Origin of the sequence: Micromonospora sp. WMMA1949 (assembly GCF_027460145.1) — a bacterium.
Lineage (GTDB): Bacteria > Actinomycetota > Actinomycetes > Mycobacteriales > Micromonosporaceae > Micromonospora.
In genome coordinates this window covers 4,046,094-4,070,855 of record NZ_JAPZBG010000001.1, presented here as the reverse complement: position 1 = coordinate 4,070,855, position 24,762 = coordinate 4,046,094, and the positions used below count along the sequence as shown (strand labels likewise).

The window sequence follows — 24,762 nt, the reverse complement described above, 5'->3', positions numbered from 1 at the left end:
CAATGGTCCCTACCCTGCTCCGGGGCGCTGTGAAACAGCCAAGAACACCTATGGAAAGTGAGATGTCCCATAGGTCTGGCTGATCCTGATCACGTCTCGCCGGGCCTGCCCCGGCCGCCGGTCAGAAGCCGAGCTTGCGCAACTGCTTCGGGTCGCGCTGCCAGTCCTTCGCCACGCGTACGTGCAGGTCGAGGTAGACCCGGGTACCGAGCAGCTCCTCGATCTGCCGCCGCGCGGTGGTGCCCACGTGCTTGAGCCGGCTGCCCCGATGGCCGATGACGATGGCCTTCTGGCTCGGCCGCTCCACGTACACGTCGGCGTAGATCTTGGTGAGGTTGCCCTCCGGGATCATCTCCTCGACCACCACGGCGATCGAGTGCGGCAGCTCGTCGCGTACGCCCTCCAGCGCCGCCTCGCGGACCAGCTCCGCCACGAGCACCTGCTCCGGGTCGTCGGTGAGCATGTCGTCCGGGTAGAGCTGCGGCGACTCAGGCAGGTAACCGGTCATCACGTCGACGAGCGTGTCCACCTGGTGGCCGGAAACCGCGCTGACCGGCACCACGTCGGCGAACTCGCCCAGCTCGCTGACCGCGAGCAACTGCTCGGCCAGCCGCTTCTTGTCGACCAGGTCGGTCTTGGTGACCACCGCCAGCACCGTTGCCTTGAGGCTGGCCAGCTCGCCGGTGATGAAGCGGTCGCCCCGGCCGATCGGCTCGTTCGCCGGTACGCACAGGCCGATCACGTCCACCTCGCTCCAGGTCTCCCGGACCAGGTCGTTGAGGCGCTCGCCGAGCAGCGTGCGGGGCCGGTGCAGACCCGGGGTGTCGACCAGCACGAGTTGCGAGTCCGGCCGGTGCAGCACCGCCCGGATGATGTGCCGTGTGGTCTGCGGCTTGTTCGAGGTGATCGCGATCTTCGTGCCGACGATCGCGTTCGTCAGCGTCGACTTGCCGGCGTTCGGCCGACCGACGAAACAGGCGAACCCGGCCCGGTAGGGACGCGCCTCGGGCGTGGTCACTCGACCACCGTGCCGAGGACGGTGCCGTCCGGCGCGGCCACGTGCACCGGCGCGTCGGCGGACAGGTCACGCACGGCGGCGTGCCCGGAGCCGTCCAGCGTCGACGCCTCGGTCACCACCACCGCGGCCTCCAGCCGGCTCGCGCCCGCCGCCACCGCCGAGGCCACCGCGAGCTGAAGCGCGGTCAGGGTCAGCGACGGCAGCGCCACGCTCGCCGCCGCGTACGTCCGGCCGTCCTGGTCGCGGACCGCGGCGCCCTCCACTGCCGCCACCCGGCTCCGCGCGCCCCGGGCCAGGATCACGAGCTTGGCGTCCTCCGCGCTCAGCTCGGCCGGGTCGGCGGGGGTGGGCAGGGCGGCCGGTACGGCGGGTGACTCAGGCATCGGCGGATTGCCTCTCCTCGGAACGGTTGTTGTCGCCACGGGAATCGGGCGGGTCGTGTCGGTTCGTGCCCTCCGGCGCGTCGCCCCGGTCGACCCGGCTCACCAGAACCGTGTCGATCCGGTTGCGCCGGCCGGTGGTGCCCTCGGCCATCAGCCGCAGGCCGGCCACCTCGGCCTCGGCGCCCGGGATGGGCACCCGGCCGAGCGCCTGGGCGAGCAGGCCACCGACCGTCTCCACCTCGTCGGTGGGCAGCTCGGTGTCGAACAGCTCGCCCAGATTCTCCACCGGCAGCCGCGCGGTCACCCGCACGGCCCCGTCGGGCAGGTGCTCGACCGGCGGGCGCTCGACATCGTACTCGTCGGTGATCTCCCCGACGATCTCCTCCAGGATGTCCTCGATGGTGACCAGCCCGCCGGTGCCGCCGTACTCGTCGACCACGATGACCAGGTGGTTACGGGCCGCCTGCATCTCGGAGAGCAGGTCGTCCACCGGCTTGGACTCCGGCACGAACGTGGCCGGGCGCATCAGCTCGGCCACCGGCATCTGCCGGGCGGCCTGGTCGCCCTGCACCCGCCGGATCAGGTCCTTGAGGTAGAGCACACCGAGCACGTCGTCGACGTTCTCGCCGATCACCGGGATGCGGGAGAACCCGGAGCGCAGGAACAGCGCCAGCGCCTGCGCGAGTGTCTTGCGCTCCTCGATCCACACCATCTCGGTACGCGGCACCATCACCTCGCGGGCGATGGTGTCGCCGAGTGCGAAGACCGAGTGGATCATCTGGCGCTCGCCGTGCTCCACCACGCCGCGCTGCTCGGCCAGGTCGACCAGTTCCCGCAGCTCCACCTGGGTCGCGAACGGCCCCTCGCGGAAGCCCTTCCCGGGGGTCACCGCGTTGCCGATCAGGATCAGCAGCGACGCCAGCGGGTTGAGCGCGCGGCCGAGCCAGCGCACCAGCGGCGCGACGGCACGGCCGACCGCGTACGCGTGCTGGCGGCCGATCGTGCGCGGGCCGACGCCCACCACCACGAAGCTCACCACAGTCATCGCGCCCGCGGTCACCAGCGCCGCCCGCCAGCCCGCGCCGAACGTGTCGACAGCCACCAGCGCGACGAGCGTGGTGGCCGTCAGCTCGGCCAGCAGGCGCAGCAGGAGCAGCAGGTTCAGATGGCGGACCACGTCACCGGCGACCACCTGGAGGGCGCGCCCGCCGCGGGCCCCGTCCCGGGTCAGCTCCGCGGCGCGGGCCGGCGAGACCGCTGCGAGCGCCGCCTCGGTCATCGCGATCAGGCCGGCGAGCACCACCAGCCCGGCGGCGAAGACCAGGAGTTGAAGATCAGGCAGACCGGCGGGGGTGCGGACCGCCGCCACGATGTCCATCACCGCGACCGCGTCGACCGCCAGCTGGCCAGCAGCCGGGCCTGGAGACCGAACATCTCCCGCTCCTCCTCGGGCTCCGCGTGGTCGTAGCCCAGCAGGTGCAGCACGCCGTGCACGGTGAGCAGGTGCAGCTCGTCGGCGGCCGAGTGCCCGGCCGCGGCGGCCTGCTTGGACGCCACCTCCGGGCAGAGCACGATGTCGCCCAGCAGGGCCGGCTCACCGCCGGCCGGGGCGCTCTCCCCCGGACCGTGGTCGACGCTGCCCTCGTCCATGGGGAAGGCGAGCACGTCGGTCGGGCCGTCGCCACCCATCCAGCGGTGGTTCAGCTCCGACATGTATTCGATGTCGACGAGCAGCACTGACAACTCGGCGAGGGGGTTGACCCCCATCTCGTCGAGAGCGTGCCGCGCGACGGCGAGCACGGCGTCGGTGTCGACGTCGACACCCGACTCGTTGGCGATCTCGATGGACAACTGTCTTCCTCTGATGATGTGACGGCTTCCGCCGGCCGGTCAGCGGCGCCGGCCGGCCCGGCCGCCCTGGGCGGTCCGCCCCGGTACGGCGTGCACGCTCTGCGCCTGCTGGTTCTCCCGCTCGGCGTCCCAGCGGGCGTACGCGTCGACGATCTCGCCCACCAGCTTGTGACGCACCACGTCGGAGCTGGAGAGCTGGGCGAAGTGCACGTCCTCGACGTTGTTCAGGATCTCCCGGACCACTCGCAGGCCGCTCGTCGTCCCGCCGGGAAGGTCCACCTGGGTGACGTCACCGGTGACGACGATCTTGGAGCCGAAGCCGAGCCGGGTGAGGAACATCTTCATCTGCTCGGGCGTGGTGTTCTGCGCCTCGTCCAGGATGATGAACGCGTCATTAAGGGTTCTTCCGCGCATGTATGCCAGCGGCGCGACCTCGATCGTCCCGGCGGCCATCAGCTTCGGGATGGTCTCCGGGTCGAGCATGTCGTGCAGCGCGTCGTAGAGCGGGCGCAGGTAGGGGTCGATCTTCTCGTTCAGGGTGCCGGGCAGGAAGCCCAGCCGCTCGCCCGCCTCGACCGCCGGCCGGGTCAGGATGATCCGGTTGACCTGCTTGGCCTGGAGCGCCTGGACGGCCTTCGCCATCGCCAGGTACGTCTTGCCGGTACCCGCCGGGCCGATGCCGAAGACGATGGTGTGGGCGTCGATCGCGTCGACGTACTTCTTCTGCCCCAGCGTCTTGGGACGGATGGTGCGGCCGCGCCGGGAGAGGATGTTGAGGGTCAGCACCTCGGCGGGCCGCTCGCTGCCGCCCTGCTCGAGCATGCCGACGGTACGCCGTACCGCGTCTGTGGTCAGGGTCTCGCCTTTCTCGATCAGTTCGAGCAGCTCGCTGAAGAGGCGCTCGGCGAGGGCGTTGTCGGCGGGGGCGCCGGTGATGGTGATCTCGTTGCCGCGGACGTGGACGTCACTGTCGATCGAGCGCTCGACGAGCCGCAGGATCTCGTCGCCCGCGCCGAGCAGGTTCACCATGATCTTCTGGTCTCCGACCGTGATCCTGGTCTGCACACGCGGCGTGCCGGGAGGTGGGGTGCCGGTCATAGGTCGGGCCCGTCGGGCCCTGCGCCACCTGCTCTCCGCTTCTCGGGCGCCGGGCCCTGCTGGCGCGGCGTACCCCTCCATCGTATCGGGTCGGCACCGTACGCACCGCGCCCATTTCGGGTGGCCGGCGGTCAGCCGCCGGCGCGGAAGTCGTACCCGTCGAAGGTCTCCTGGGTGCGGGTGAAACGGTAGGTCGCCCAGTGCATCCGGACCACCACGCCGCGCTCGTCGCGGGTCAGCCGCAGCAACTCCCCCGCCTCGCGGCCGGAGACCGTGCGGAACACGTCCGGCCGGTCCGGCAGCGGCGCGAAAACGGCGGGCGGCTTCCCGGCCGGGTCGTCCGCGCCACGCGCCCGCAGCGTCCCGTCGTGCCAGGAGAAGACGTACTCGAAACCCTCGCCCCACCAGCGGCCCAGCACGCCGCGCAGATGGTCCGGCGCGGGCGGGCCGGGACGCCACGGCTCGATCTCCGCGGGGTCGTGCTCGGCGGCGGCGGCCAGCAGCCGGTGTACCAGGTCGAACACCTCCGCGCCGGTGCCGGACGAGCCGAGCACGGCGGCGCCCGTCGCCCCGGCGGTGCCCTGCCCGCCGCGCCGCCCGTACACGGCGGCGAGGAAGCCGGGCATCGCGCCGTCGTGGCCCACGTGTGTCACCCGCTCCGGCTGCGGGATCAGGATCAGGCCCAGCCCGAAGCCCGCCGACCAGACCGACTCGTCGGTGGGCGTGAGCGGCCAGCGCATCTCCTCGACCGTCGTCGCGGCGAGCACCGCGCCGTCCGGGTCCACCGCCGCCGGGTCGGCCAGGAACGCGGCCCAGCGGGCCATGTCCGTCGCGGTGCTCCAGAGCTGCGCGGCGGGGGCCACCGCGCCGAAGTCGGCGGGCGGTTCCGGGTGGGCCTCGTCGGAGTACGCGTCGACCAGGAACCCGGTCGCGGCGCGCTCGGTCGGGTGCGGGCCGGTGGCGGTCAGCCCGAGCGGGCCGAGCACCCGGTCGGCCAGCACCTCGGCCCAGGTGCCGCCGCGCAGCCGGGCGACCGCCTCGCCGAGCAGCGCCAGACCGAGGTTGGAGTAGTGGAAGCGCCGGCCGGTGGGCAGCACCCGCTCGACCCGGGCCAGGTCCGCCAGCATCTCGTCGACGGCCGGGGCGCGCAGGCTGTCCCACACGTCGCCGTGCGGCTCGCGCTGCATGCCGGCCGTGTGCGACAGCAGCCGGCGTACCGTCGCGTCGCCGTGCGCGGGCAGGTCGAGGTGCCGCCCGATCGGGTCGTCCAGGTCGAGCAGGCCGTCGTCGCGGCACTGCATGACGAGCACCGCGGTGAAGGTCTTGGTGACCGAGCCGATCCGGAAAACCGTCTCCGGCCCGAGCGGGCTGTCGTTGCCCGTGTCGCCCACGGTGCAGGTCCAGAGCGGCCGGTCGGCCCGGTGCAGGGCGGCCGACACCGCCGGGATCCGCCCGGTGGCCTGCGCCTGGCGCACCATCCGGGCGAGCCGGTCGGAGACGTCAGTCATCGGCAGAGCATCGGGCCAAGCGGCGCGCCGCCGAGCAGGTGCGCGTGCACGTGGAAGACCTCCTGGCCGCCGTACGGGCCGGTGTTGAACATCAGCCGGAACCCGTCCACGGTCAGGCCCTCCTCCTCCGCGACCACGGCGGCGGTCTGGAGCACCTCGCCGGCCAGTTCGGGCGCGCCCTGGGCCAGCGTGGCCACGTCCGCGTAGTGCTCCTTCGGGATCACCAGCACGTGGGTGGGCGCCTTCGGGTCGATATCCCGGAAGGCCAGGGTGGTGGCGGTCTCGCGGACGATGGTGGCGGGAATCTCCCCGGCGACGATCCGGCAGAAGAGGCAGTCCATCGCAGCAGTGTAAGGAAGGGCCCCTTCTTAACGCCTCCGGTAGGGGAAGGGTCCCTTCTTAACGCCTCGGCCCGGTGCGGCAGGATGGCCGCCATGTCGGGACGATCGGTGCTGGTGACGGGGGCCTCGCGGGGCATCGGGCGGGCGGTGGCGCGGGCGTTCGCCGCGGGTGGGGACCGGGTGGCGATCCATCACCGGGACTCGGCCGACCTGGCCGAGCGGCTGCGCGCCGAACTGCCCGGCGACGGGCACGTGGTGGTACGCGCCGACCTGGCCGACCCCGACGCGGTACGCGCCATGGTGGACGAGGCGGCCCAGCGGCTCGGCGGCCTCGACGTGCTGGTGAACAACGCGGGCGTGTTCGGGCCGGCCGATCCCCCGCACCCGGTCTTCGAGAGCAGCTACGAGCAGTGGCGGGCGCGGTGGCGGGAGGTGCTGGACACCAACCTGGTCGGCGCCGCGAACGCGGCCTGGTGCGCCGCGCAGCACATGCGCGAACGCGGGGGCCGGATCGTGAACGTGTCGTCCCGGGGCGCGTTCCGGGGCGAGCCGGCCAACCCGGCGTACGGGGCGAGCAAGGCCGGGATGAACGCGATGGCCCAGTCGCTGGCGGTGGCCCTGGCGCCGTACGGCATCGGGGTGGCCTGCGTGGCGCCCGGCTTCGTCGAGACCGACATGACGAACGAGCACCTCAAGAGCGAGCGGGGCGAGGCGGTACGCGCCCAGTCCCCGTTCCACCGGGTGGCCCGGCCGGAGGAGATCGCGGCGGCGGTGCACTGGCTGGCGAGCCCCGAGGCCGAGTGGGCCGCGGGAACAATCATCGACCTGAACGGCGCCTCCTACCTCCGCTCCTGACCCCGCCCCTCCCCCGCGATCTTGCGCTTTCGGCCCTGACGAAGCACCACAAAAAGGGCGCAGCACGGGCCGAAACCGCAAGATCGACGCACGCGGGGAGAGCGCGGGGAGAGCGCGGAGGGCGCGCGGGGAGAGAACGCGGGCGCGGGTTACCAGTGGGTCAGGCGGGTGGCCAGGACTGTCAGGGCTGCCACGCCTGCTGTGGACGTGCGCAGGACCGACGGGCCCAGGCGGACCGTGCGGGCGCCCGCCTCGGCGAAGGTGGCCAGCTCGTGGTCGGCGATGCCGCCCTCCGGGCCGACCACCAGCACGATCTCCCCGGCGGCCGGCAGGTCGACTGTGGTCAGCCGGTCCTGCGCGCCCTCGTGCAGCACGTACGCGCCGGCCGCGCCCGCGATCCGGCGGGCCACCGTCGCGGTGGACTCGTCCGGGGCGCCGGCCACCACCGGCAGCCACGGGCGGCGGGCCTGCTTGGCCGCCTCCCGGGCGGTGGCGACCCACTTCTGCCGGGCCCGTTCGCCCCGCTCGCCGCGCCACTGCGCCACCGAGCGGGACGCCGCCCAGGGCACGATCTCGTCCACCCCGACCTCGGTCATCGCCTGCACGGCGAGTTCACCCCGGTCGCCCTTGGCGATGCCCTGCACCACGACGAGCCGGGGTACCGGCGCGTCCGCGTACCCCCGGCTGGTGACCCGCAGGTCGAGCGTGCCACGGCCGACGGCGGTGACCACCGCGGCGGCGGTGCCGCCCCGGCCGTCGGCGAGCAGCAGCTCCTCGCCGGCGCGCAACCGCTGCACGGTGGCCGCGTGGTGGCCCTCCGGGCCGTCCAGCGTCAGCGTGTCACCGGTGGGCAGCGCCTCGACCAGGAACAGCGGCGCGGACACCTCAGGCGTGCCCGTTGAACGCGTCGCGCATCCGGGAGAAGAAGCCGCCCTGCTTGGTCAGCTCGGCGACCTCCTCGCCGCGGGTCTTGGCGAAGTCGCGCAGCATCCGCTCCTGGTCGGCGTCGAGCTTGGTCGGGGTACGCACGTCCAGGTGCACATAGAGGTCACCCCGGCCGGTGCCGCGCAGGTGCGGTACGCCCCGGGCGCGCAGCCGCAGCGTGCTGCCGGGCTGGGTGCCGGGCTTGACGTCGACAGCTTCCTCGCTGTCCAGCGTCTTGATGGTCAGCCGGGTGCCGAGCGCGGCGGCGGTCATCGGCACGGTCACCCGGCAGTGCAGGTCGTCGCCCTTGCGGGAGTACACGTCATGCGGCCGCTCGTGGATCTCCACGTAGAGGTCACCGGCGGTGCCGCCACCCGGGCCGACCTCGCCCTGCTGGGCCAGGCGGATCCGCATGCCGTCCTCGACCCCGGCGGGGATCTTGACGGTGAGCGAGCGGCGGGTGCGCACCCGGCCGTCACCGGCGCAGGTCGGGCAGGGGTGCGGGATGGTGGTGCCGTAGCCCTGGCAGACGGTGCACGGCCGGGCGGAGACGACCTGACCGAGGAACGTCCGCTGCACCGACTGCACCTCGCCCCGGCCGCCGCACGCCTCGCAGGTGGCCAGGTGGGTGCCGGCGGCGGTGCCGGCGCCGGAGCAGGTGGTGCAGAGCACTGCGGTGTCGACGGTGATCGGCGCCTCGACGCCGAACGCGGTCTCGTTGAGGTCCAGCTCCAGGCGCAGGATCGCGTCCGCGCCGGGGCGGGTACGCGGCCGCGGGCCCCGGCTGCCGCCCGCGGCGCCGCCGAAGAACGCGTCCATGATGTCCTGGAAGCCGACGAACGGACCGGCGCCGCCGGGCCCGCCCGGGCCGCCCATGCCACCGCCGCCCGGGGCGAGCGGGTCGCCGCCCAGGTCGACGATCTGCCGCTTCCGGTCGTCCGAGAGGACCTCGTACGCGGCGTTGATGTCCTTGAACTTCTCCTGGGCCTCCGGGTCCGGATTGACGTCCGGGTGGAACTGCCGCGCCAGCTTGCGGTAGGCGCGCTTGATCTCGTCGTCGGAGGCGTCCCGGCTCACGCCGAGAATGCCGTAGTAGTCCCTGGCCACTGCGTTAGGTGTCCTCATGTTCGTCTCGCGTCGCTCCGGTCGTCGGCCGGAACCGGCCGTCGGCCCTGACTGGTCAGTTCTGGGCCAGCAGTTCGCCCACGTAGCGTGCCACGGCCCTCACCATGGCGATATTGCCGGGGTAGTCCATCCGGGTCGGCCCGAGCACGCCGAGTCCACCGACGATCGTGCTGCCCGGTCCGTAGCCGGTGCTGACCACCGAGGCGGCCCGCAGGTTGTCGAATTCGTTCTCGTCACCGATGAGCACCCGGGTGGTGCTCGGCTCGGTCTCGCCGATCAGCTTGAGCAGCACGACCTCTTCTTCGAGCGCCTCCAGGATGGGACGCAGCGAGCCCTGGAAGTCGAGCAGGCCGCCCCGGGTGAGGTTGGCCTGGCCGGCCAGCGCGAGGCGCTCCTCGTGCCGCTCCACCAGCGTCTCGAGCAGCACGGTGGACAGCGTGGTCATGGCCGGGCGCAGGTGCGGCGCCGACTCGTCGACGAGCGCCTGCACCAGCGGTGGCGTCTCGGCGAGCTGGCTGCCGACGAGCTTCTCGTTCACCAGCCGGCGCAGGTCGGTCACGTCGTCGGCGGGCACCGGGGCGGGCAGCTCGACCAGCCGCTGCTCGACCCGGCCGGTGTCGGCGATCATGACGACCATCAGCCGGGTGGTGGAGATCGGCACCAGCTCCAGGTGGCGCACCTTGGAGCGGGCCAGGCTCGGGTACTGCACCACGGCGACCTGCCGGGTGAGCTGGGCGAGCAGCCGGACCGTACGGTGCACCACGTCGTCCAGGTCGACGGCGCCGACCAGGAAGCGTTCGATCGCCCGGCGCTCGGCCGGGCTGAGCGGCTTGACCCGGGACAGGCGGTCGACGAAGAGGCGGTAGCCGCGGTCGGTGGGCACCCGGCCGGCACTGGTGTGCGGCTGCCGGATGTAGCCCTCCTCCTCCAGCACCGCCATGTCGTTGCGAACGGTGGCCGGCGAGACGCCGAGCTGGTGCCGCTCGACCAGAGCCTTGCTGCCGACCGGCTCCTGCGTGGCGACGTAGTCCTCGACGATCGCGCGCAGCACGGCGAGTTTGCGGTCGTCGAGACCCATTCCCCACCTCCTGACGCACCTCGGCCGGGCCGGCACGCGACATCCGCCGGGCGGCTGGCACTCGACTGTAGCGAGTGCCAGTCTACGTCGGCACCCCCGCCGACGCGATGATCGCCTGACGGACCTGGGGTGCGGCCCGCCACACAACCCGGCCCACCAGGGCCGAACAGCCGGTCATCGTCGGTCTGTGTCGCTCTGGTGCCAGTTGCCCGGTGCCCCTACCGTGGCGACCATGACTGAACCTCCTCGCCCACCCGGGGCAGGGGACTCCGGCCCCCAGCCCGACCCGTCGGCGCCCTACGGCTCGTCGCCGGGCAGCGAACCGCCCACCGCTCCACTGTCCGGGGCCCCGGGCGCCGGCGGCTATCCCCCGCCCGGTGACTATCCGCCTCCGGGCGGCTACCCGCCGCCGGGTGGCCAGCCTCCGCCGGGCGGCTACCCGCCCCCCGGTGGTTACCCCCCGCCGGGCGGAGCGCCCGGCTACGGCGCCGGTTACCCCGCCGGTGGCGGGTACGGCCCGGCCTCGTACGCCAACAACGACGAGAAGACGTGGGCCCTGGTGGCGCACTTCGGTGGCGCCGCGGGTGTCATCGTCGGCGGCGGCCTGCTCGGCTGGGTCGCCCCGCTGATCGCGATGATGACCCGCGGTCAGCAGTCGCCGACGGTCCGCGCCCACGCGGTCGCGGCGTTGAACTTCCAGATCACCTGGACCATCGCCAGCGTGCTCGCCTGGGTGATCACGGTGATCTCCTGCGGGATCCTGTTCTTCGTCCCGATGCTGGTCTGGCTGGTGCCGCTGATCTTCGGGATCATCGGCGGGATCAAGGCCAACGAGGGTGTGCTCTACCGCTACCCGATGACCTACAACTTCATCAAGTGACACCGCCGGCCGGCCGAGGGGGCGGCCGGCCGGTGCCGGTCACGGCAGCAGGTCGCGTACCACCGCGTCGGCCAGCAGCCGGCCGCGCAGCGTCAGCACCACGAGCCCTCGCGCGTACGCCCCGGCGTCGAGCAGCCCGGCGTCCCGGGCCCGCTCGGCGCCCGCCCGGCCGGGCTCGTCCAGCACGTCCAGCGGCAGCCCGGAGGCGAGCCGCACCCGCAGCATCACGTCCTCCATGTGCTGCTCGTCCGGAGTGAGCCGCTCCCGGGCCAGCGCGGGCGAGGCGCCCTCGGCCAGCCGTGCCGCGTACGCGCTCGGGTGCTTGACGTTCCACCAGCGCACGCCGCCGACGTGGCTGTGCGCCCCCGGGCCCAGGCCCCACCAGTCGGCGCCGGTCCAGTAGAGCAGGTTGTGCCGGCACGCCGCCGCCGACGAGCGGGCCCAGTTCGACACCTCGTACCAGGAGAATCCGGCCTCGCCGAGCGCGGCCTCCGCGGCCAGGTAGCGGTCCGCCGCCACGTCGTCGGAGGGGTACGGCAGCTCGCCGCGCCGCATCCGCGCGGCCAGCCGGGTGCCGTCCTCCACGATCAGGGCGTACGCGCTGACGTGGTCGACCCCGGCGTCGACCACCTGGGCCAGCGAGGCGGCGAAGTCGTCGGCGGTCTCGCCCGGCGTGCCGTAGATCAGGTCCAGGTTCACGTGCTCGAATCCCGCGTCGCGCGCCTCCAGCGCGGCGGCGGTGGCCCGGCCCGCGCTGTGCCGCCGGTCCAGCACCGCCAGCACCCCCGGCGCGGCGGACTGCATGCCGAGCGAGATCCGGGTGTACCCGGCGGCCCGCAGCGTCTTGAGCGACTCCGGGCTCACCGACTCGGGATTGGCCTCGGTGGTCACCTCGGCGTCGGCGGCCAGCCCCCAGACGCGGTCGATGCCGTCGAGGATCCGGGCCAGGTCGTCGGCGGGCAGCAGGGTGGGCGTGCCGCCGCCGACGAAGACGGTGTCGACCCGGGGCGGCGGCGAGTCGCCCAGCACCCGCGCGGCCAGCGCCAGCTCGGCCAGCACCGAGTCGGCGTACGTCTCCCGGCTCGCCCCGCCGCCCAGCTCGGCGGCGGTGTACGTGTTGAAGTCGCAGTAACCGCACCGGCTGGCACAGAACGGCACGTGGACGTACACGCCGAAACCGCGCGCGCCGACGTCGCGGCGGGCGGTGGCGGGCAGCGATCCGTCGCGCGGGACGGGTTCGCCTTCTGGAAGGACGCCGGGCATGGCCACTAGTGTGCCCGGCATGACCTCTCCGGACGCTCTCGTGCGAGTCGCCACGGCCCGTGGGGTGACCACCCTCACCCTGGACAGCCCGCACAATCGCAACGCGCTCTCCACGCCCCTGATGACCCAGCTGCTGGCCGGGCTGGCCGACGCGGTGGCCGACGACGCGGTACGCGCGATCGTGCTCGACCACACCGGCCCGGTCTTCTGCTCCGGCGCCGACCTGAAGGAAACCGCCGCCGCGTACGCCAGCGGCACCGTGCCCGCCGGGATGCTCGGCGACGTGCTCGTCGCGGTGCGGGAGTGCCCGAAGCCGGTGGTGGCGAAGGTCGCCGGGCCGGCCCGGGCCGGTGGGCTGGGCCTGATCGCCGCCGCCGACCTGGCGGTCTGCGCGCAGGAGGCGACGTTCGCGTTCACCGAGGTGCGGATCGGGGTGATCCCGGCGGTGATCTCGGCGACCGTGCTGCCCCGGCTGGGCCAGCGGGCCGCCGCCGAGCTGTACCTGACCGGCGACACGTTCGACGGCCGCCGCGCCGCCGAGATCGGCCTGGTCACCGCCGCGGTGCCGGCCGACGAGCTGGACGCCGCCGTCGGGCGCTACTGCGACTCGCTGGTCAAGGGCGCGCCGGGGGCGCTGGCCGGGGCGAAGGAACTGCTGCGCCGGCCGGCCGGGGCCGATCTGCGGGCCGAGATCGCCGAGTTGGCCGCGCTGTCGACCGGGTACTTCCTCTCCGACGAAGGGCGCGAGGGCGTGATGGCGTTCCGGGAGAAGCGTCCCGCCGCCTGGGTGCCCGCCGGGGACTGAGGTGCGCGGCGGGCCCCCCGGGAGCCATTGCGGCCGTGGTGGGGCCCGCCGGTCGGCCGAGACACGCCGGTGCGGGTGGGACGTACGCTTGTCGGACTGTCGGGACTGGGGGTGCGGGTGCGGACGCGAGCGGCGATCGTGGCATCTGGGGTGGCGGTGTGCGTGCTGGCACTGCTCGCGGTCTACGTCGTGACCAAGCAGTTCGGTGAGCACCTGCGGCTCCCCCTGTCCAGCCGGACGTGCACGGTGAAGGCCGACGGCGAGGTGGTGCTCGGTGCCGACCAGATGGCGAACGCGGCCACCATCGCGGCCATCGGGATGCAGCGCCGGATGCCCGAGCGGGCGGTGGTGGTGGCGCTGGCGACCGCGTACCAGGAGTCGCACCTGCGCAACATCGCCCACGGCGACCGCGACTCGCTCGGCCTGTTCCAGCAGCGCCCGAGCCAGGGCTGGGGCACCCCGGAGCAGGTCCAGGACCCGCGGTACGCGGCGAACAAGTTCTACGCCGCGCTGAAGAAGGTCAAGGGCTGGGAGCGGATGCGGGTCACCGACGCCGCCCAGCGGGTGCAGCGGTCGGCGTTCCCCGAGGCGTACGAGAAGTGGGCGGACGAGTCGGAGGTCCTGACCCGGGCGCTGCTCGGCCACGCGACCGGCGCGGTGGCCTGCACCGTCTCCTCGCCGCCGACGATGCGCGGCCCGGCCGCGGCCAGCGCCGTGCTGGAGAGCCTGTCCCTGGACTGGGGGCTTCCCCGGCTGGCCACCGCGACCGACCTGACCGAGCTCACCGTGCCGGCCGGCGGCGACCGCAACGGCTGGCGGTACGCGCACTGGCTGGTCTCGCACGCCGACGACCACGGCGTGAAGAAGGTCCGCTTCGGCAACCTGGAGTGGACCGCCGAGCAGGGCTCCTGGGCCCGGGTGAAGGGCGACCCGGCCACCGAGGTACGGGCCGAGGTGTTCGCCGCGGCCTGACGGCCCGCCGGGTCAGCCCTTCACCGCTCCCGCCACCAGGCCGGAGACCATCCGGCGCTGCACCAGCAGGAAGAAGACGATCACCGGCAGGGTGAACAGCGTGGACGCCGCCATCACCGAACCCCAGGCGGTGTCGTCCCGGCCGAAGAAGAACGTCATCGCCACCGGCAGCGTGTACTTCTGCTGGTCGTTGATGAAGGTCAGCGCGAAGATCAGCTCGTTCCACGCGGTGATGAACGAGAAGATGCTGGTGGCGACCAGGCCGGGCGCGACGAGCGGGAACAGCACCTTGCGGAACGTCTGGGCCCGGCTGGCGCCGTCGATGGCGGCGGCCTCCTCCAGTTCCTTGGGCACCGCGGCGACGAAGCCGCGCAGCATCCAGACCGCGAACGGCAGCGAGAAACCGAGGTACGTGAGGATCAGGCTGGGCAGCGTGTTGTAGAGGCCGAGCCGCTGGATCATCAGGAACAGCGGGATGACCAGCGCCTCCAGCGGGATCATCTGCACCACCAGCAGCATGATCAGGAACGTGGTGCGCAGCTTGAACCGGAACCGGGCCACGGCGGTCGCGGCGAGCAGCGCGACCAGCCCGCTCAGCAGCACCGTCGCCAGCGCGACCAGCGCGCTGTTGAGGAAGAAGTCGGCGAACGTCACGCCCGGGATCAGGTTGCCGGTGAGGATCTCCCGGTAGTGCTCCAGCGTCGGCTCCGCCGGCACCGGCCGGGGCGTGGACGAGAAGATCTCCCGGTTGGGCTTCAGCGAGGTCGCCACCATCCAGTAGACCGGGAACGCGGCGAAGAGCGCGACCAGCAGGCCCGCGCCGTTGAGGGCGATCTTCTTCGTCATTCGTCCTCCTGCCGCAGCACCATGCGGACGTACAGGGCGGTCACCACGAGCAGGATCACGGTGAGGATGACCGCGATGGCGGAGCCGAGGCCGTACTTGGGCGGCGGCGAGAACGCCTCCGCGTACGAGTAGATGGACAGCATGAACGTGGACCGGTCCTGGGTGCCGCCGGCCAGCACGAACTGCTGGGTGAAGACCTTGAAGTCCCAGATCGTGGAGAGGACCACGAGGATGCCGAAGACCGGCCGCAGGACCGGGAACGTGACCGACCAGAACACCTTCCACGGCCCGGCGCCGTCGACCCGGGCCGCCTCCTGCAGCTCGGTCGGCACGCTCTTGAGCCCGGCCAGCACGCTCACCGCGATGAACGGGAACGAGTGCCAGACCACCACGAGCGTCAGGACGGCGAAGAACAGCAGCGGGTCGTTGAACCAGCCGTAGCCGGTCCAGTCGCTGCGCCCGAACAGGGCCGTGGAGAGCCCGTCCGGGAGCTTGTTGAACAACCACGTGACCAGACCGCTCGTGTCGTCGAAGATCCACTTCCAGACGATCGTGCCGGTCAGCGCCGGGGTGGCCCAGGCGAGCATCACGCAGCTCGCCACAAACGTGGCCATCTTCTTGCCCAGGCGGTTGAGCAGCAGCCCGACCAGGGTGCCGAGGATCATCGTGAGCGCCACGTTGGCGATCGCGAACAGCACGGTGTTGCGCAGCACCGTACGGAAGAACGGGTCGCCGAGGATCTGCGCGTAGTTGGCCAGGCCGACCCACGGCCACTCGCGGTCGCCGCGCAGCTGCCGGACGCTGTCCAGCTTGTGGAAGGACATCCACACGACCTGGCCGAGCGGCCAGAGCAGCAGCACGGCGATGATCGCCAGGCAGGGCAGGAGAAGCAGGTACGGAAGGTGGTCCACCCGGCGACGGCGCCGCCGCGCGGGGGTGTCCCGCGCGGCGGCCTCGCCGGTGGCCTCGGTCAGCGTGGTCACTTGGCGTTGAGAATGCTTTCCATCTCGGTGGCCGCGTCGGCGGTGGCCTTCTCGACCGTCTTCTGGCCCTTGATGACCGAGCTGTTCATCGCCTGGGTCACCGTCTTGGTCCGGCTGACCTCGACCCACTTCGGGGTGAGCGGGGTCAGCTTGGTGTTCTGGATGGCGGTCGCGAACGCGGCCATCACCTTGTCGTTGGCGTAGTCGCCGCTGCTGACCAGGTCCTGGTAGACCGGGAAGAAGCCGAGGCTGCTGGCGAACTCCTTGTCCTTCTGCTTGCTCAGCAGCACGGTCATGTAGTCCCAGGCCAGCGTCTGCCGCTCGCTGTCCTTCCAGATGGCGATGTCGGAGCCACCGGCGAACGCCGGGGCGGGCTTGCCGTCCGGGCCGGGGATCGGGAACGTGCCCCACACCTTCTCGATGTCGGGGTTGTCCTTCTTCATCGCGCCGCCCTGCCAGCTACCGGCGAACGCCATGGCGGCCTTCCCGGTGGCGAACTGGGTACGGGCGTCGACCTCGTTCCACCCGGCGGCGGCCGGCGGGGCGACCTTGTGCACGGTGACCAGGTCGGTCCAGAACTTGACCGCCTTCTGCGCCTCGGGGGTGTTGTAGCCGGACTTCCAGCTGTCCCCCTCCTTGGTGGCGATCTCGCCGCCGGCACCCCAGAGGAAGGAGTAGAACGGCAGCTCGGAGTTGCCGGGCAGGGCGATGCCGTAGGTGCCGGGCTTCTTGGCCTGCACGGCCTTCGCGGCGGCGACCATCTCGTCCCAGGTCGTCGGCGGCTTCACTCCGGCCTCGGCGAACCAGTCGGTGCGGTAGTAGACGGCGCGGACGCCGGCGTACCAGGGCACGCCGTACTGCTTGCCGTCGAGCTGGGCGTTCTTGACCAGATCGGGCAGGATGTCCTTGCCCTCGGACCAGCCGTTGAACTTGTCCGAGACGTCGGCCAGGGCCTCCTGCGCGGCCCAGCCCTGGGTCTCGGTGTTGCCCAGCTCGGTGACGTCCGGGCCCTCCCCGCCGGCGAGCGCGGCCTGGAACTTCTTCGGCGCCTCGAGCCAGGGGATGTACTGCACCACGACGTCGGTCTCGGGGTGCTTCTTCTTGAACTCCGCCTCGACGCTGTCGAGGAACGCGGTCTGGGCGTCGCCGCCCTCACCCATCATCCACACAGTGAGCTTGCTGTTGTCGGCGGCCTTGTCGTCGTCGCCGGAGCCACCGCACGCGGTCAGCACCAACGCGGCCGACGCCACGATGGCGGTGACCGGAGCCAGCCGCTTCCACCTGTTCACGCCATATCTCCCTCAGGGCCGTTTGGCACTAACCTTCTCCGCCGCACCTTAGTAGGAAAATTTCCTTTACAACAGGGGGTGTTCGTGACGGAGGGCACAGGCGACCGTATCGCAGCCGCGGCCCGGCCGACATCGATGCCGTCCGGGCCAGCTCAGGGGCCGCACACGCCGACGGGCGCCCGGCCGCTGAGGCCGGGCGCCCGTCGAGGCGCGTGGTGCGGGGGTCAGTAGCGCGAGACGCCGCGGCGACGGCCGACGCCGGCCACCAGGGCCACACCGATCGCGGCGAAGAGCACCTGCAGCATCAGCTCGCGCCAGTCGATGCCGGCGGTCTCGGCGAAGCCGGAGGCCCGGGCCACGATCGTGCCCAGAAGCGCGGCGCCGACACCGATCAGCATGTGCAGCCAGATCGGCATGTTCTGACGGCCCGGCACGACCAGCCGGCCCAGCGCGCCGACGATCAGACCAACGACCAGCGCGGTGATGATGCCCCAAACGGTGAGCTCCATGGTCGCCCTCCTCCTTAAGAACCGGTCACACGTTTTCGTGTGGTTACTGTCGTGATCGCTAAGTTCCCGACCGCCCGGAAATCCAAACCGACTCCGATGACGAATTGTTCAGACGTACCCTGACCTGCTACTTCTCCCCGAAACCCGGCGCCCGGGGCGAGCCAGGGGCACCGACGGGGTTCAATGCGCCGAATACGCCGACGGGCGCCCGGCCGATACGGCCGGGCGCCCGTCGAGGCGCGTGATGCGTCGATCAGTAACGCGAGACGCTGCGGCGGCGGCCGACGCCGGCCACCAGGGCCACACCGATGGCGGCGAGCACGACCTGCACGGCCAGCTCGGCCCAGTCGATGCCGGCGGTCTGCGTGGCGATGCCGAGCGCGCGGGCCAGGACGGTGCCCAGCAGCGCCGCGCCGACACCGATCACCATGTGCAGCCACATCGGCATGTTCTGCCGGCCCGGCACGACCAGCCGGCCCAGCGCGCCGACGATCAGACCCACGACGAGCGCGGTGATGATGCCCCAGACGGTGAACTCCACGGTCGGTCCTCCTAAGCGATTTCGCACGTTCTGTGCGTTTGCTGTCGTGTCCGCTCAGTGCCCGACGCATCGAAAAACGAAACCGGCCGCATCGGCCGCCGCTCCCCTGCCGGGACGAACCCGCAGGTGGGAGCGCTGCCGCCGGCTGAAAATTTCCTGGGTACGCGAACGGCCGGCACCCTCGGGACGAGGATGCCGGCCGCTGCGCGGAGCCTGACTGCTACTTCTTGCCGGCGGGCTTGCCGTCGCCGGAGTCGGACGAGAGCGCCGCGATGAACGCCTCCTGGGGGACCTCCACCCGGCCCACCATCTTCATCCGCTTCTTGCCCTCCTTCTGCTTCTCCAGCAGCTTGCGCTTGCGGCTGATGTCACCGCCGTAGCACTTGGCGAGCACGTCCTTGCGGATCGCGCGGATGGTCTCCCGGGCGATCACCCGGCTGCCGATGGCCGCCTGGATCGGCACCTCGAACTGCTGGCGCGGGATCAGCGTGCGCAGCTTCGCCGCGATCGTCGTGCCGTACGTGTACGCCTTGTCCTTGTGCACGATCGCGCTGAACGCGTCGACCGGCTCACCGTGCAGCAGGATGTCGACCTTCACCAGGTCGGACGCCTGCTCGCCGGAGGGCTCGTAGTCGAGCGAGGCGTAACCCTTGGTGCGGCTCTTGAGCTGGTCGAAGAAGTCGAAGATGATCTCGGCCAGCGGCAGCGTGTAGCGCAGCTCCACCCGGTCGGCGGAGAGGTAGTCCATGCCGAGCAGGCTGCCCCGGCGGCCCTGGCACAGCTCCATCACCGCGCCGACGTAGTCGTTCGGGGTCAGCACGGTGGCCCGCACCGTCGGCTCGTACACCTCGGCGATCTTGCCGGTCGGGTACTCGCTCGGGTTGGTGACCACGATCTCCTCGCCGTCCTCCTGGATGGCCCGGTAGACCACGTTCGGCGCGGTGGAGATCAGGTCGAGGTTGAACTCCCGCTCCAGCCGCTCCCGGATGATCTCCAGGTGCAGCAGGCCGAGGAAGCCGCAGCGGAAGCCGAAGCCCAGCGCGCCGGAGGTCTCCGGCTCGTACACCAGCGCGGCGTCGTTGAGCTTGAGCTTGTCCAGCGCCTCACGCAGGTTCGGGTAGTCCGAGCCGTCGATCGGGTAGAGCCCCGAGTAGACCATCGGCTTCGGGTCCTTGTAACCGCCGAGGGCCTCCTTGGCCGGGTTGTTGTTGATGGTGACCGTGTCACCGACCCGGGACTGGCGCACGTCCTTCACGCCGGTGATCAGGTAGCCCACCTCGCCGACGCCGAGCGCGTCGGCCTTCACCATCTCCGGCGAGATGACGCCGATCTCCAGCAGCTCGTGGACGGCGCCGGTGGACATCATCTTGATCCGGTCCCGGGCCGAGATCCGCCCGTCGATCACCCGGACGTACGTGACCACGCCCCGGTACACGTCGTACACCGAGTCGAAGATCATCGCGCGGGCCGGCGACTCGGCCTCGCCCACCGGCGGCACGAACTGCCGGACGATCTCGTCCAGGAGGTACGGCACGCCCTCGCCGGTCTTGCCGGAGACCCGGATGCAGTCCGCCGGGTCACCGCCGATCAGGTGCGCCAGCTCCTCGGCGTACTTCTCCGGCTGGGCGGCCGGCAGGTCGATCTTGTTGAGCACCGGGATGATGTGCAGGTCGTTCTCGAGCGCCAGGTAGAGGTTGGCGAGCGTCTGCGCCTCGATGCCCTGCGCGGCGTCGACGAGCAGGATCGCGCCCTCGCAGGCGGCCAGCGAACGGGACACCTCGTAGGTGAAGTCCACGTGGCCCGGAGTGTCGATCATGTTGAGCACGGCGCTCTCACCGGCCCGGTCGCCCTCGCGGATCGTCCACGGCATCCGCACGGCCTGGCTCTTGATGGTGATGCCGCGCTCGCGCTCGATGTCCATCCGGTCCAGGTACTGCGCGCGCATCTGCCGCGGGTCGACCACACCGGTGAGCTGCAACATCCGGTCGGCCAGGGTCGACTTCCCGTGGTCGATGTGGGCGATGATGCAGAAGTTCCGGATGCGCGCCGGGTCGGTGGCACCAGGAGCGTTCGCGCCGGGATCGAGCGTCGGTGGCACAGCGGTCCGTTCTGGTCGGCTGACGTGAGCGGGCCGACGCGCCGCCGGCCCCCTCCATGGTCCCACGTCGCCCGGCGCCCGCCCGGACTCCCCCTTCACTCCACGGCTATTCCACGGGTGGCTCGGCTATTCCATGGGTGGCTCGACGAAGAGGGCGGCCAGCCTCGGCAACCGGCGGCGGGCCTCCTCCTCGTCGTCGAAGTCCCAGAAGTCGTTCAGGTCGGGCACCGGCACCGGGTCACGCTCGGCCGGCAGGTCGGACGCGGTGGCCTTCCGGTACGCGTCCCACGGCACCGCGAGCATCTGCTCGCACTCGAACTCCTCGCCGCTGAGCGCCGCGGCCCGGACCTGCGGCAGCTCGGCAAGCGCGTCCGGATCGCCGACCGCCCGGGCGAACACCGCCCGGCCCTGAGTCATCAGCCAGCCCCGGAAGTACTCGAAGCCGTCGTCCGAGGCACCCCCGTTGATCAGGTACGCCGCGCCCCAGAGGTCGACCTTGTAGGAGGCGGCGAGCACCCGCCGCTGGTGGTGGGCGTAGCCGACGATCTCCTCCGGGTCGCGCTCGGCCAGCAGCGCGACCGCCCGGGCCGCCACCGCGTCGGGCTCTCCCCCGGCGCCGGCGCGGGCGTCGTCGATCAACTGCCAGAACTCGTCGGTCCTCATGGGGGGCAGTCTGGCAGAGCCCACCGACGCGCCGGACCGTCGCGCGCCGCCGGTGCGGCAGCATGGTGCGGTGCGCGCGATCTCCCTACCGCCCGTTCCGTACGGGTCGACAGCGGTCCGGCCCGGCTGGGCCGACCTGCCGGCCGGGCTGCGCGGCGCGCTGGCCGCCCGGATCGGCGGCGAACCGGCGGCGGTACGGGTGACGGGCGGGGGATTCACCAGCGGCTTCGCCGCCGTGCTGACCGGCCCCACCGGGGAACGCGTCTTCGTGAAGGCGGCGGCGCTGCACGGACAACGGCACCTGGTCGACTGGTACGCCCACGAGGCGGCGATCCTCGCCCGGCTCCCGGCCGGGCTGCCGGTGCCCCGGCCACGCTGGGCGCTCACCGAGTCCGGCTGGTACGCGCTCGCCCTCGACGCGATCGACGGGCACACCCCCGCGCTGCCCTGGGCGCCGGCCGAGCTGGACGCCGCCCTCGCCACGTACGCCGAGGTGGCCGCCGCGCTCGCCGGCCCGCCCGCGGAGCTGGCCGCGCTCCGGCTCCCCCGCCTCGCGGACCTGGCCCGCGACGACATCCTCTGGTGGGGCGAGGTGGCCGCCGGGCGCGAGCCGCCGCCCGAGCAGGCCGCCGGTGCCCCGCTGGCCGAGTTGGTCGCGCTGGAATCGCGCCTGCCCGGGTACGCCGACGCGGCCCCCGGGCTGGCCCACGGCGACCTGCGGGTGGACAACCTCCTGATCGACCCCGACGGCCGCGCCTGGCTGTGCGACTGGCCCTGGCTCTGCCACGGGCCGGCCTGGTTCGACCTGGCCGGGCTGCTGCTCACCGCGTACGCCAGCGGCCTGGACGCGGACGCCGCATTCGCGGGTCACCCGGCGGCAGCCGGGGCGCCCGCCGACGCGCTGGACGTGACGCTCGCCGCGCTGGCCGGGTACTTCCTGACCGGCGCCGCGGCCGGACCGTCGAACGCCTCCCCCCATCTGCGCGCCCACCAGCGGTGGAGCGGGGAGCAGGCGCTCGGGTGGCTGGCCGAGCGGCAGGGCTGGTCCTGGGCACGGCACCCGCGCCCCTCGTGATCGGATCCGCTCGGCACGGCCGGCTCGGCCCGGTCGGCTCGGCCCGGTCGGCTCGGCTCGGCTCGGCTCGGCTCGGCTCGGCACGGCACGGCACGGCTCGGCACGGCACGGCTCGGCACGGCACGGCACGGCTCGGCACGGCACGGCTCGGCCGGCACGGCCGGCTCGGGCCGGCCACTGTCTTCCAGCCGGGGGCGGTCGGCGGCATGGCTCCCGGCTGGCGGCGGCTCCCGGCGGGCAGCGGGCTCCCGGCGGGCGGCAGGCTGGTGGGTGGCGGCGGGCTGGTGGAGGGGCGTCTGTCCCGCCCGGCTGGAGGCGTTTTGGCTCGTCCGGGGCCAACCTGGTAGCCTGGCTTTTCGCGCGGCGATGACGCATGCTCGTCGTGCGCGAAAGCAGACCAACCCGAGCTATCAAGACGAGGCTGTCGCGTGGCGAACATCAAGTCCCAGATCAAGCGCAACCGGCAGAACGAGAAGCGCCGGCTGCGTAACAAGTCGGTCAAGTCGTCCCTGAAGACCGCCATCCGGAAGTTCCACGAGGCTGCCGAGGCGGGCGACACCGAGAAGGCCACCGTGCTCATGCGTGAGGCCACCCGCAAGCTGGACAAGGCTGCCAGCAAGGGTGTCATCCACTCGAACCAGGCGGCCAACCGGAAGTCGGCGATCGCCAAGCGCGTCGCCTCGTTCTCTGCCTGACCAGCGCTACAGAACCCACCGGAAGCCCCGGGGCCACCGCGCCCACGGGGCTTCCGCCTGTCCGCACTCCCCCGCAGCGGGTCGCATCACGTGCGCGTGCGTCGCGCTACGCGCTGCGCGCGTCGGGAGCCCGGAGATCTTGGACGATTTCGGCCCCTATGAGGGCCGTTTCGTACCAAGATCTGCGGGGTGATCGCGCCACGGCCGGTCGGCGGAGGCTCTGGCTGTGGGAGCGCGCGTGTCCGGAGGGCGCAGCGCGGGGCGGCGGGAGAGCACGGGGCGTTCGGCGAGCGCAGGCAAGGCGGCAACGTGGTGCGGCAGCGCAGTGCGGGGCGGCGGGAGAGCACGGGGCGTCCGGCTGGCGCAGCGCGAGGCGGCGGGAGGGCCTAGCGCGGTGGGTCGCTACTGCTCGTTGGGGCGGTCGAACGTGGCGCGTCGCGGATGGTGGTAGCGGACGCCCCGGGAATCGGTGGTCGCGCCACCCGGCAACGCACGGGCGCTCGGCGGTGCCGCACCGCCCGGCAGCGACCCGAGGCTCGCCGCACCGCCCGGCAGCGCGCGGGCAGTGGCCGGCACCCGCGCCCGGCCGATCACCGGCTCCATCTGGCGGCGGAAGCGATCCCGCTCCTGCTCGGGCACCTGCGCGGCAGTACGGACGACCATCTCGGCCACCACGTCGTTGAGCTTGACCATGGCGGCCACCGCGACGGGCAGCACCACTACCGCCCACCAGCTCACCAGTTCGGCGAGTGCGAGCAGCACGGCCAGCGCCACCGCGCCCTCGAAGAAGAGGAAGCAGAGCACCCCACCCGGGTTGACGAAGCGCAGTCCCAGCACCCGGGCGTAGAGCGGGCGGTACCGCTCCTCGTCCGTGGCCACCGTCGACCACGCTCGGGTCACCGGGCGCCGCCCTGCCGGGCCGCCGCCACCGCGAACACGGCTCGCTCCAGCGCGTACGCCCGGTCGTCGGCGCCGCCCTTGACCGCCGCGTTGCACTCGGCTGCCACCCGCATCGCCTCGACGAGGCCCTCGGGCGTCCAGCCCCGGGCGCGTACCTGGGCCTTCTCGATCTTCCAGGCCGGCATGCCGAGCGTCTTGGCCAGCTGGAACGCGCTGCCCCGGCCGGCGGCGGCGACCCGGGCAACGGTTCGTACGCCGTCTGCCAGCGCGTCCGCGATCGGCACCGGGTCGACGCCGACGTGCAGCGCCCACCGCAGCGCCTCCAGCGCCCCGGGTACGTCACCGACCATCGTCGCGTCGGCGACGGTGAATCCGGTGACCTCGGCCCGTCCCCGGTAGTACCGGGCGACCGTGTCCGCGCCGATCCGGCCGTCGGTGTCGGCGACCAGTTGCGAGCAGGCGGCGGCCAGCTCACGCATGTCGTTCCCGACGGCGGCGACCAGGGCGTCCGCCGCGTCAGGCGTGCATTTGCCGCCGATGCGACGGATCTCGTCCCGCACGAAGGCGGCCCGCTCCCGGTCGCCCTTGAGCTTCACGGCCGGCACCACAGTGGCGCCCGCCGCCCGCAGGCCGTCGGCGAACGCCTTGCCCTTGGCCCCGCCCAGGTGCAGCACCACCAGCTGTACGTCCGGGTCGGGATTCTTCGCGTACGCCAGCAGCGCTGCGACGAGGTCCTTCCGGGCGTCCTGACCGGAGCGGAGCACGAGCACCCGGCGACCGCCGAACAGCGACGGGCTGAGCATCTCGGCGATCTCGCCGACGGTGAGCGTGCCGGCCTGGTATTCCCGCACGTCCACGTCGGGGTCCACCTCGCGGGCCCGGGCGACGGCTTCGGTGACCGCTCGCGTGGCGAGCAGCTCCTCGTCGCCGAGGACGAGCACAATAGGAGGCAGGTCGGCGGGGGTCACGTCGCCCATACTCGCACGCCCTCCGACCCGGCCGGGCCTGCTCATCGGGGACTGTGACGGCGCAGCCCGCACACAGCGCAAATCCAGACATTTG

The 24,762-nt window shown here is 72.4% G+C and carries 26 protein-coding genes; 6 read left to right on the top strand and 20 right to left on the bottom strand.

What is annotated here, in order from left to right:
• Positions 1 to 121: 121 nt before the first annotated feature.
• The 7 genes from era to O7607_RS19235 all read right to left on the bottom strand — a co-directional run bounded on the left by era (position 122) and on the right by O7607_RS19235 (position 6,199).
• Complete coding sequence (era, locus tag O7607_RS19265; RefSeq protein ID WP_216928739.1) at positions 122 to 1,018, bottom strand: GTPase Era; 897 nt, start codon at positions 1,016 to 1,018, stop codon at positions 122 to 124.
• Positions 1,015 to 1,401 carry a cytidine deaminase gene (locus O7607_RS19260; protein WP_194802347.1) on the bottom strand — a complete coding sequence of 129 codons (387 nt, stop codon included), beginning with the start codon at positions 1,399 to 1,401 and terminating at the stop codon, positions 1,015 to 1,017. The genes era and O7607_RS19260 overlap by 4 nt, the downstream gene beginning before the upstream one ends.
• A complete protein-coding gene (locus O7607_RS19255) occupies positions 1,394 to 2,803 on the bottom strand; it encodes a hemolysin family protein (protein WP_269707029.1) in 1,410 nt (469 codons plus the stop codon). Before O7607_RS19255 ends, O7607_RS19260 begins: the two co-directional genes overlap by 8 nt.
• The gene (ybeY, locus tag O7607_RS19250) at positions 2,779 to 3,252 is read right to left on the bottom strand and encodes an rRNA maturation RNase YbeY (RefSeq protein ID WP_269704590.1); all 474 of its coding nucleotides are present in this window, start codon (positions 3,250 to 3,252) and stop codon (positions 2,779 to 2,781) included. The genes O7607_RS19255 and ybeY overlap by 25 nt, the downstream gene beginning before the upstream one ends.
• Positions 3,253 to 3,291: 39 nt before the next feature.
• Positions 3,292 to 4,350, bottom strand: a complete 1,059-nt coding sequence (locus O7607_RS19245) for a PhoH family protein (protein WP_269704589.1) — start codon at positions 4,348 to 4,350, stop codon at positions 3,292 to 3,294.
• Between the two features lie 131 nt (positions 4,351 to 4,481).
• Complete coding sequence (locus O7607_RS19240) at positions 4,482 to 5,858, bottom strand: serine hydrolase domain-containing protein (RefSeq protein ID WP_269704588.1); 1,377 nt, start codon at positions 5,856 to 5,858, stop codon at positions 4,482 to 4,484.
• The gene (locus tag O7607_RS19235) at positions 5,855 to 6,199 is read right to left on the bottom strand and encodes a histidine triad nucleotide-binding protein (protein WP_013475524.1); all 345 of its coding nucleotides are present in this window, start codon (positions 6,197 to 6,199) and stop codon (positions 5,855 to 5,857) included. Before O7607_RS19235 ends, O7607_RS19240 begins: the two co-directional genes overlap by 4 nt.
• Before the next feature lie 93 nt (positions 6,200 to 6,292).
• Between O7607_RS19235 and O7607_RS19230 the strand changes: the two genes are divergently transcribed.
• Entirely contained in the window at positions 6,293 to 7,054 is a 762-nt protein-coding gene (locus tag O7607_RS19230; RefSeq protein ID WP_269704587.1) for an SDR family NAD(P)-dependent oxidoreductase, read from the top strand.
• 149 nt (positions 7,055 to 7,203) lie between these two features.
• Here O7607_RS19230 and O7607_RS19225 read toward each other — a convergent pair whose 3' ends face one another.
• From O7607_RS19225 to hrcA, 3 genes are all read right to left on the bottom strand, one after another.
• The gene (locus O7607_RS19225; protein ID WP_269704586.1) at positions 7,204 to 7,938 is read right to left on the bottom strand and encodes a 16S rRNA (uracil(1498)-N(3))-methyltransferase; all 735 of its coding nucleotides are present in this window, start codon (positions 7,936 to 7,938) and stop codon (positions 7,204 to 7,206) included.
• 1 nt (position 7,939) lies between these two features.
• The gene (gene dnaJ, locus O7607_RS19220; protein WP_269704585.1) at positions 7,940 to 9,085 is read right to left on the bottom strand and encodes a molecular chaperone DnaJ; all 1,146 of its coding nucleotides are present in this window, start codon (positions 9,083 to 9,085) and stop codon (positions 7,940 to 7,942) included.
• Positions 9,086 to 9,158: 73 nt separating this feature from the next.
• Positions 9,159 to 10,181 (bottom strand): heat-inducible transcriptional repressor HrcA, encoded by a 1,023-nt coding sequence (hrcA, locus tag O7607_RS19215; protein WP_135241584.1) that lies wholly within the window; start codon positions 10,179 to 10,181, stop codon positions 9,159 to 9,161.
• A 232-nt stretch (positions 10,182 to 10,413) separates the two neighbouring features.
• Here hrcA and O7607_RS19210 point away from each other — a divergent pair, with 232 nt between their 5' ends.
• On the top strand, positions 10,414 to 11,061 hold the full coding sequence (locus tag O7607_RS19210; protein WP_269704584.1) for a DUF4870 domain-containing protein: 648 nt from the start codon (positions 10,414 to 10,416) through the stop codon (positions 11,059 to 11,061).
• Positions 11,062 to 11,100: 39 nt separating this feature from the next.
• Here the strand turns inward: O7607_RS19210 and hemW are convergent, their stop codons facing one another.
• A complete protein-coding gene (gene hemW, locus O7607_RS19205; RefSeq protein WP_269704583.1) occupies positions 11,101 to 12,324 on the bottom strand; it encodes a radical SAM family heme chaperone HemW in 1,224 nt (407 codons plus the stop codon).
• 19 nt (positions 12,325 to 12,343) lie between these two features.
• Here hemW and O7607_RS19200 point away from each other — a divergent pair, with 19 nt between their 5' ends.
• Together O7607_RS19200 and O7607_RS19195 are read left to right on the top strand one after the other, a co-directional pair.
• Positions 12,344 to 13,129, top strand: a complete 786-nt coding sequence (locus tag O7607_RS19200; RefSeq protein WP_269704582.1) for an enoyl-CoA hydratase-related protein — start codon at positions 12,344 to 12,346, stop codon at positions 13,127 to 13,129.
• A gap of 111 nt (positions 13,130 to 13,240) precedes the next feature.
• Positions 13,241 to 14,101, top strand: coding sequence for a hypothetical protein (locus O7607_RS19195; protein ID WP_269704581.1), 861 nt, complete (start codon positions 13,241 to 13,243; stop codon positions 14,099 to 14,101).
• Positions 14,102 to 14,113: 12 nt separating this feature from the next.
• Here O7607_RS19195 and O7607_RS19190 read toward each other — a convergent pair whose 3' ends face one another.
• From O7607_RS19190 to O7607_RS19160, 7 genes are all read right to left on the bottom strand, one after another.
• A complete protein-coding gene (locus O7607_RS19190) occupies positions 14,114 to 14,947 on the bottom strand; it encodes a carbohydrate ABC transporter permease (RefSeq protein WP_128136489.1) in 834 nt (277 codons plus the stop codon).
• Positions 14,944 to 15,930, bottom strand: a complete 987-nt coding sequence (locus O7607_RS19185; protein WP_269704580.1) for a carbohydrate ABC transporter permease — start codon at positions 15,928 to 15,930, stop codon at positions 14,944 to 14,946. Before O7607_RS19185 ends, O7607_RS19190 begins: the two co-directional genes overlap by 4 nt.
• The gene (locus O7607_RS19180) at positions 15,927 to 17,219 is read right to left on the bottom strand and encodes a sugar ABC transporter substrate-binding protein (protein ID WP_269704579.1); all 1,293 of its coding nucleotides are present in this window, start codon (positions 17,217 to 17,219) and stop codon (positions 15,927 to 15,929) included. The genes O7607_RS19185 and O7607_RS19180 overlap by 4 nt, the downstream gene beginning before the upstream one ends.
• A gap of 224 nt (positions 17,220 to 17,443) precedes the next feature.
• Positions 17,444 to 17,728 (bottom strand): GlsB/YeaQ/YmgE family stress response membrane protein, encoded by a 285-nt coding sequence (locus O7607_RS19175; protein ID WP_013287983.1) that lies wholly within the window; start codon positions 17,726 to 17,728, stop codon positions 17,444 to 17,446.
• Positions 17,729 to 17,981: 253 nt separating this feature from the next.
• Positions 17,982 to 18,269, bottom strand: coding sequence for a GlsB/YeaQ/YmgE family stress response membrane protein (locus O7607_RS19170; protein ID WP_116507974.1), 288 nt, complete (start codon positions 18,267 to 18,269; stop codon positions 17,982 to 17,984).
• Positions 18,270 to 18,489: 220 nt separating this feature from the next.
• A complete protein-coding gene (gene lepA, locus O7607_RS19165; RefSeq protein WP_194802358.1) occupies positions 18,490 to 20,367 on the bottom strand; it encodes a translation elongation factor 4 in 1,878 nt (625 codons plus the stop codon).
• A gap of 126 nt (positions 20,368 to 20,493) precedes the next feature.
• Positions 20,494 to 21,030 carry a DUF4240 domain-containing protein gene (locus O7607_RS19160; protein WP_269704578.1) on the bottom strand — a complete coding sequence of 179 codons (537 nt, stop codon included), beginning with the start codon at positions 21,028 to 21,030 and terminating at the stop codon, positions 20,494 to 20,496.
• On the opposite strand from O7607_RS19160, the gene O7607_RS19155 reads away from it, so the two are divergent.
• Together O7607_RS19155 and rpsT are read left to right on the top strand one after the other, a co-directional pair.
• On the top strand, positions 21,029 to 22,105 hold the full coding sequence (locus O7607_RS19155) for a phosphotransferase family protein (protein ID WP_269704577.1): 1,077 nt from the start codon (positions 21,029 to 21,031) through the stop codon (positions 22,103 to 22,105). The two genes, O7607_RS19160 and O7607_RS19155, sit on opposite strands and share 2 nt — an antisense overlap.
• A 428-nt stretch (positions 22,106 to 22,533) precedes the next feature.
• Positions 22,534 to 22,800 (top strand): 30S ribosomal protein S20, encoded by a 267-nt coding sequence (gene rpsT / locus O7607_RS19150; RefSeq protein ID WP_013287988.1) that lies wholly within the window; start codon positions 22,534 to 22,536, stop codon positions 22,798 to 22,800.
• 402 nt (positions 22,801 to 23,202) lie between these two features.
• On the opposite strand, the gene O7607_RS19145 is transcribed toward rpsT, so the two are convergent.
• The gene (locus tag O7607_RS19145) at positions 23,203 to 23,700 is read right to left on the bottom strand and encodes a hypothetical protein (protein WP_269704576.1); all 498 of its coding nucleotides are present in this window, start codon (positions 23,698 to 23,700) and stop codon (positions 23,203 to 23,205) included.
• Complete coding sequence (gene holA / locus O7607_RS19140; protein ID WP_269704575.1) at positions 23,697 to 24,677, bottom strand: DNA polymerase III subunit delta; 981 nt, start codon at positions 24,675 to 24,677, stop codon at positions 23,697 to 23,699. The genes O7607_RS19145 and holA overlap by 4 nt, the downstream gene beginning before the upstream one ends.
• Between the last annotated feature and the right edge of the window lie 85 nt (positions 24,678 to 24,762).

Excerpts from the sequence above, each read along its gene's own strand:
- holA (WP_269704575.1), bottom strand. The coding sequence starts at position 24,677 with ATGGGCGACGTGACCCCCGCCGACCTGCCTCCTATTGTGCTCGTCCTC.
- O7607_RS19230 (WP_269704587.1), top strand. The coding sequence starts at position 6,293 with ATGTCGGGACGATCGGTGCTGGTGACGGGGGCCTCGCGGGGCATCGGG.
- O7607_RS19175 (WP_013287983.1), bottom strand. The coding sequence starts at position 17,728 with ATGGAGCTCACCGTTTGGGGCATCATCACCGCGCTGGTCGTTGGTCTG.
- O7607_RS19190 (WP_128136489.1), bottom strand. The coding sequence starts at position 14,947 with ATGACGAAGAAGATCGCCCTCAACGGCGCGGGCCTGCTGGTCGCGCTC.
- O7607_RS19260 (WP_194802347.1), bottom strand. The coding sequence starts at position 1,401 with ATGCCTGAGTCACCCGCCGTACCGGCCGCCCTGCCCACCCCCGCCGAC.
- O7607_RS19210 (WP_269704584.1), top strand. The coding sequence starts at position 10,414 with ATGACTGAACCTCCTCGCCCACCCGGGGCAGGGGACTCCGGCCCCCAG.
- O7607_RS19235 (WP_013475524.1), bottom strand. The coding sequence starts at position 6,199 with ATGGACTGCCTCTTCTGCCGGATCGTCGCCGGGGAGATTCCCGCCACC.
- hemW (WP_269704583.1), bottom strand. The coding sequence starts at position 12,324 with ATGCCCGGCGTCCTTCCAGAAGGCGAACCCGTCCCGCGCGACGGATCG.
- O7607_RS19155 (WP_269704577.1), top strand. The coding sequence starts at position 21,029 with ATGGGGGGCAGTCTGGCAGAGCCCACCGACGCGCCGGACCGTCGCGCG.
- hrcA (WP_135241584.1), bottom strand. The coding sequence starts at position 10,181 with ATGGGTCTCGACGACCGCAAACTCGCCGTGCTGCGCGCGATCGTCGAG.
- O7607_RS19160 (WP_269704578.1), bottom strand. The coding sequence starts at position 21,030 with ATGAGGACCGACGAGTTCTGGCAGTTGATCGACGACGCCCGCGCCGGC.
- O7607_RS19245 (WP_269704589.1), bottom strand. The coding sequence starts at position 4,350 with ATGACCGGCACCCCACCTCCCGGCACGCCGCGTGTGCAGACCAGGATC.
- O7607_RS19200 (WP_269704582.1), top strand. The coding sequence starts at position 12,344 with ATGACCTCTCCGGACGCTCTCGTGCGAGTCGCCACGGCCCGTGGGGTG.
- O7607_RS19240 (WP_269704588.1), bottom strand. The coding sequence starts at position 5,858 with ATGACTGACGTCTCCGACCGGCTCGCCCGGATGGTGCGCCAGGCGCAG.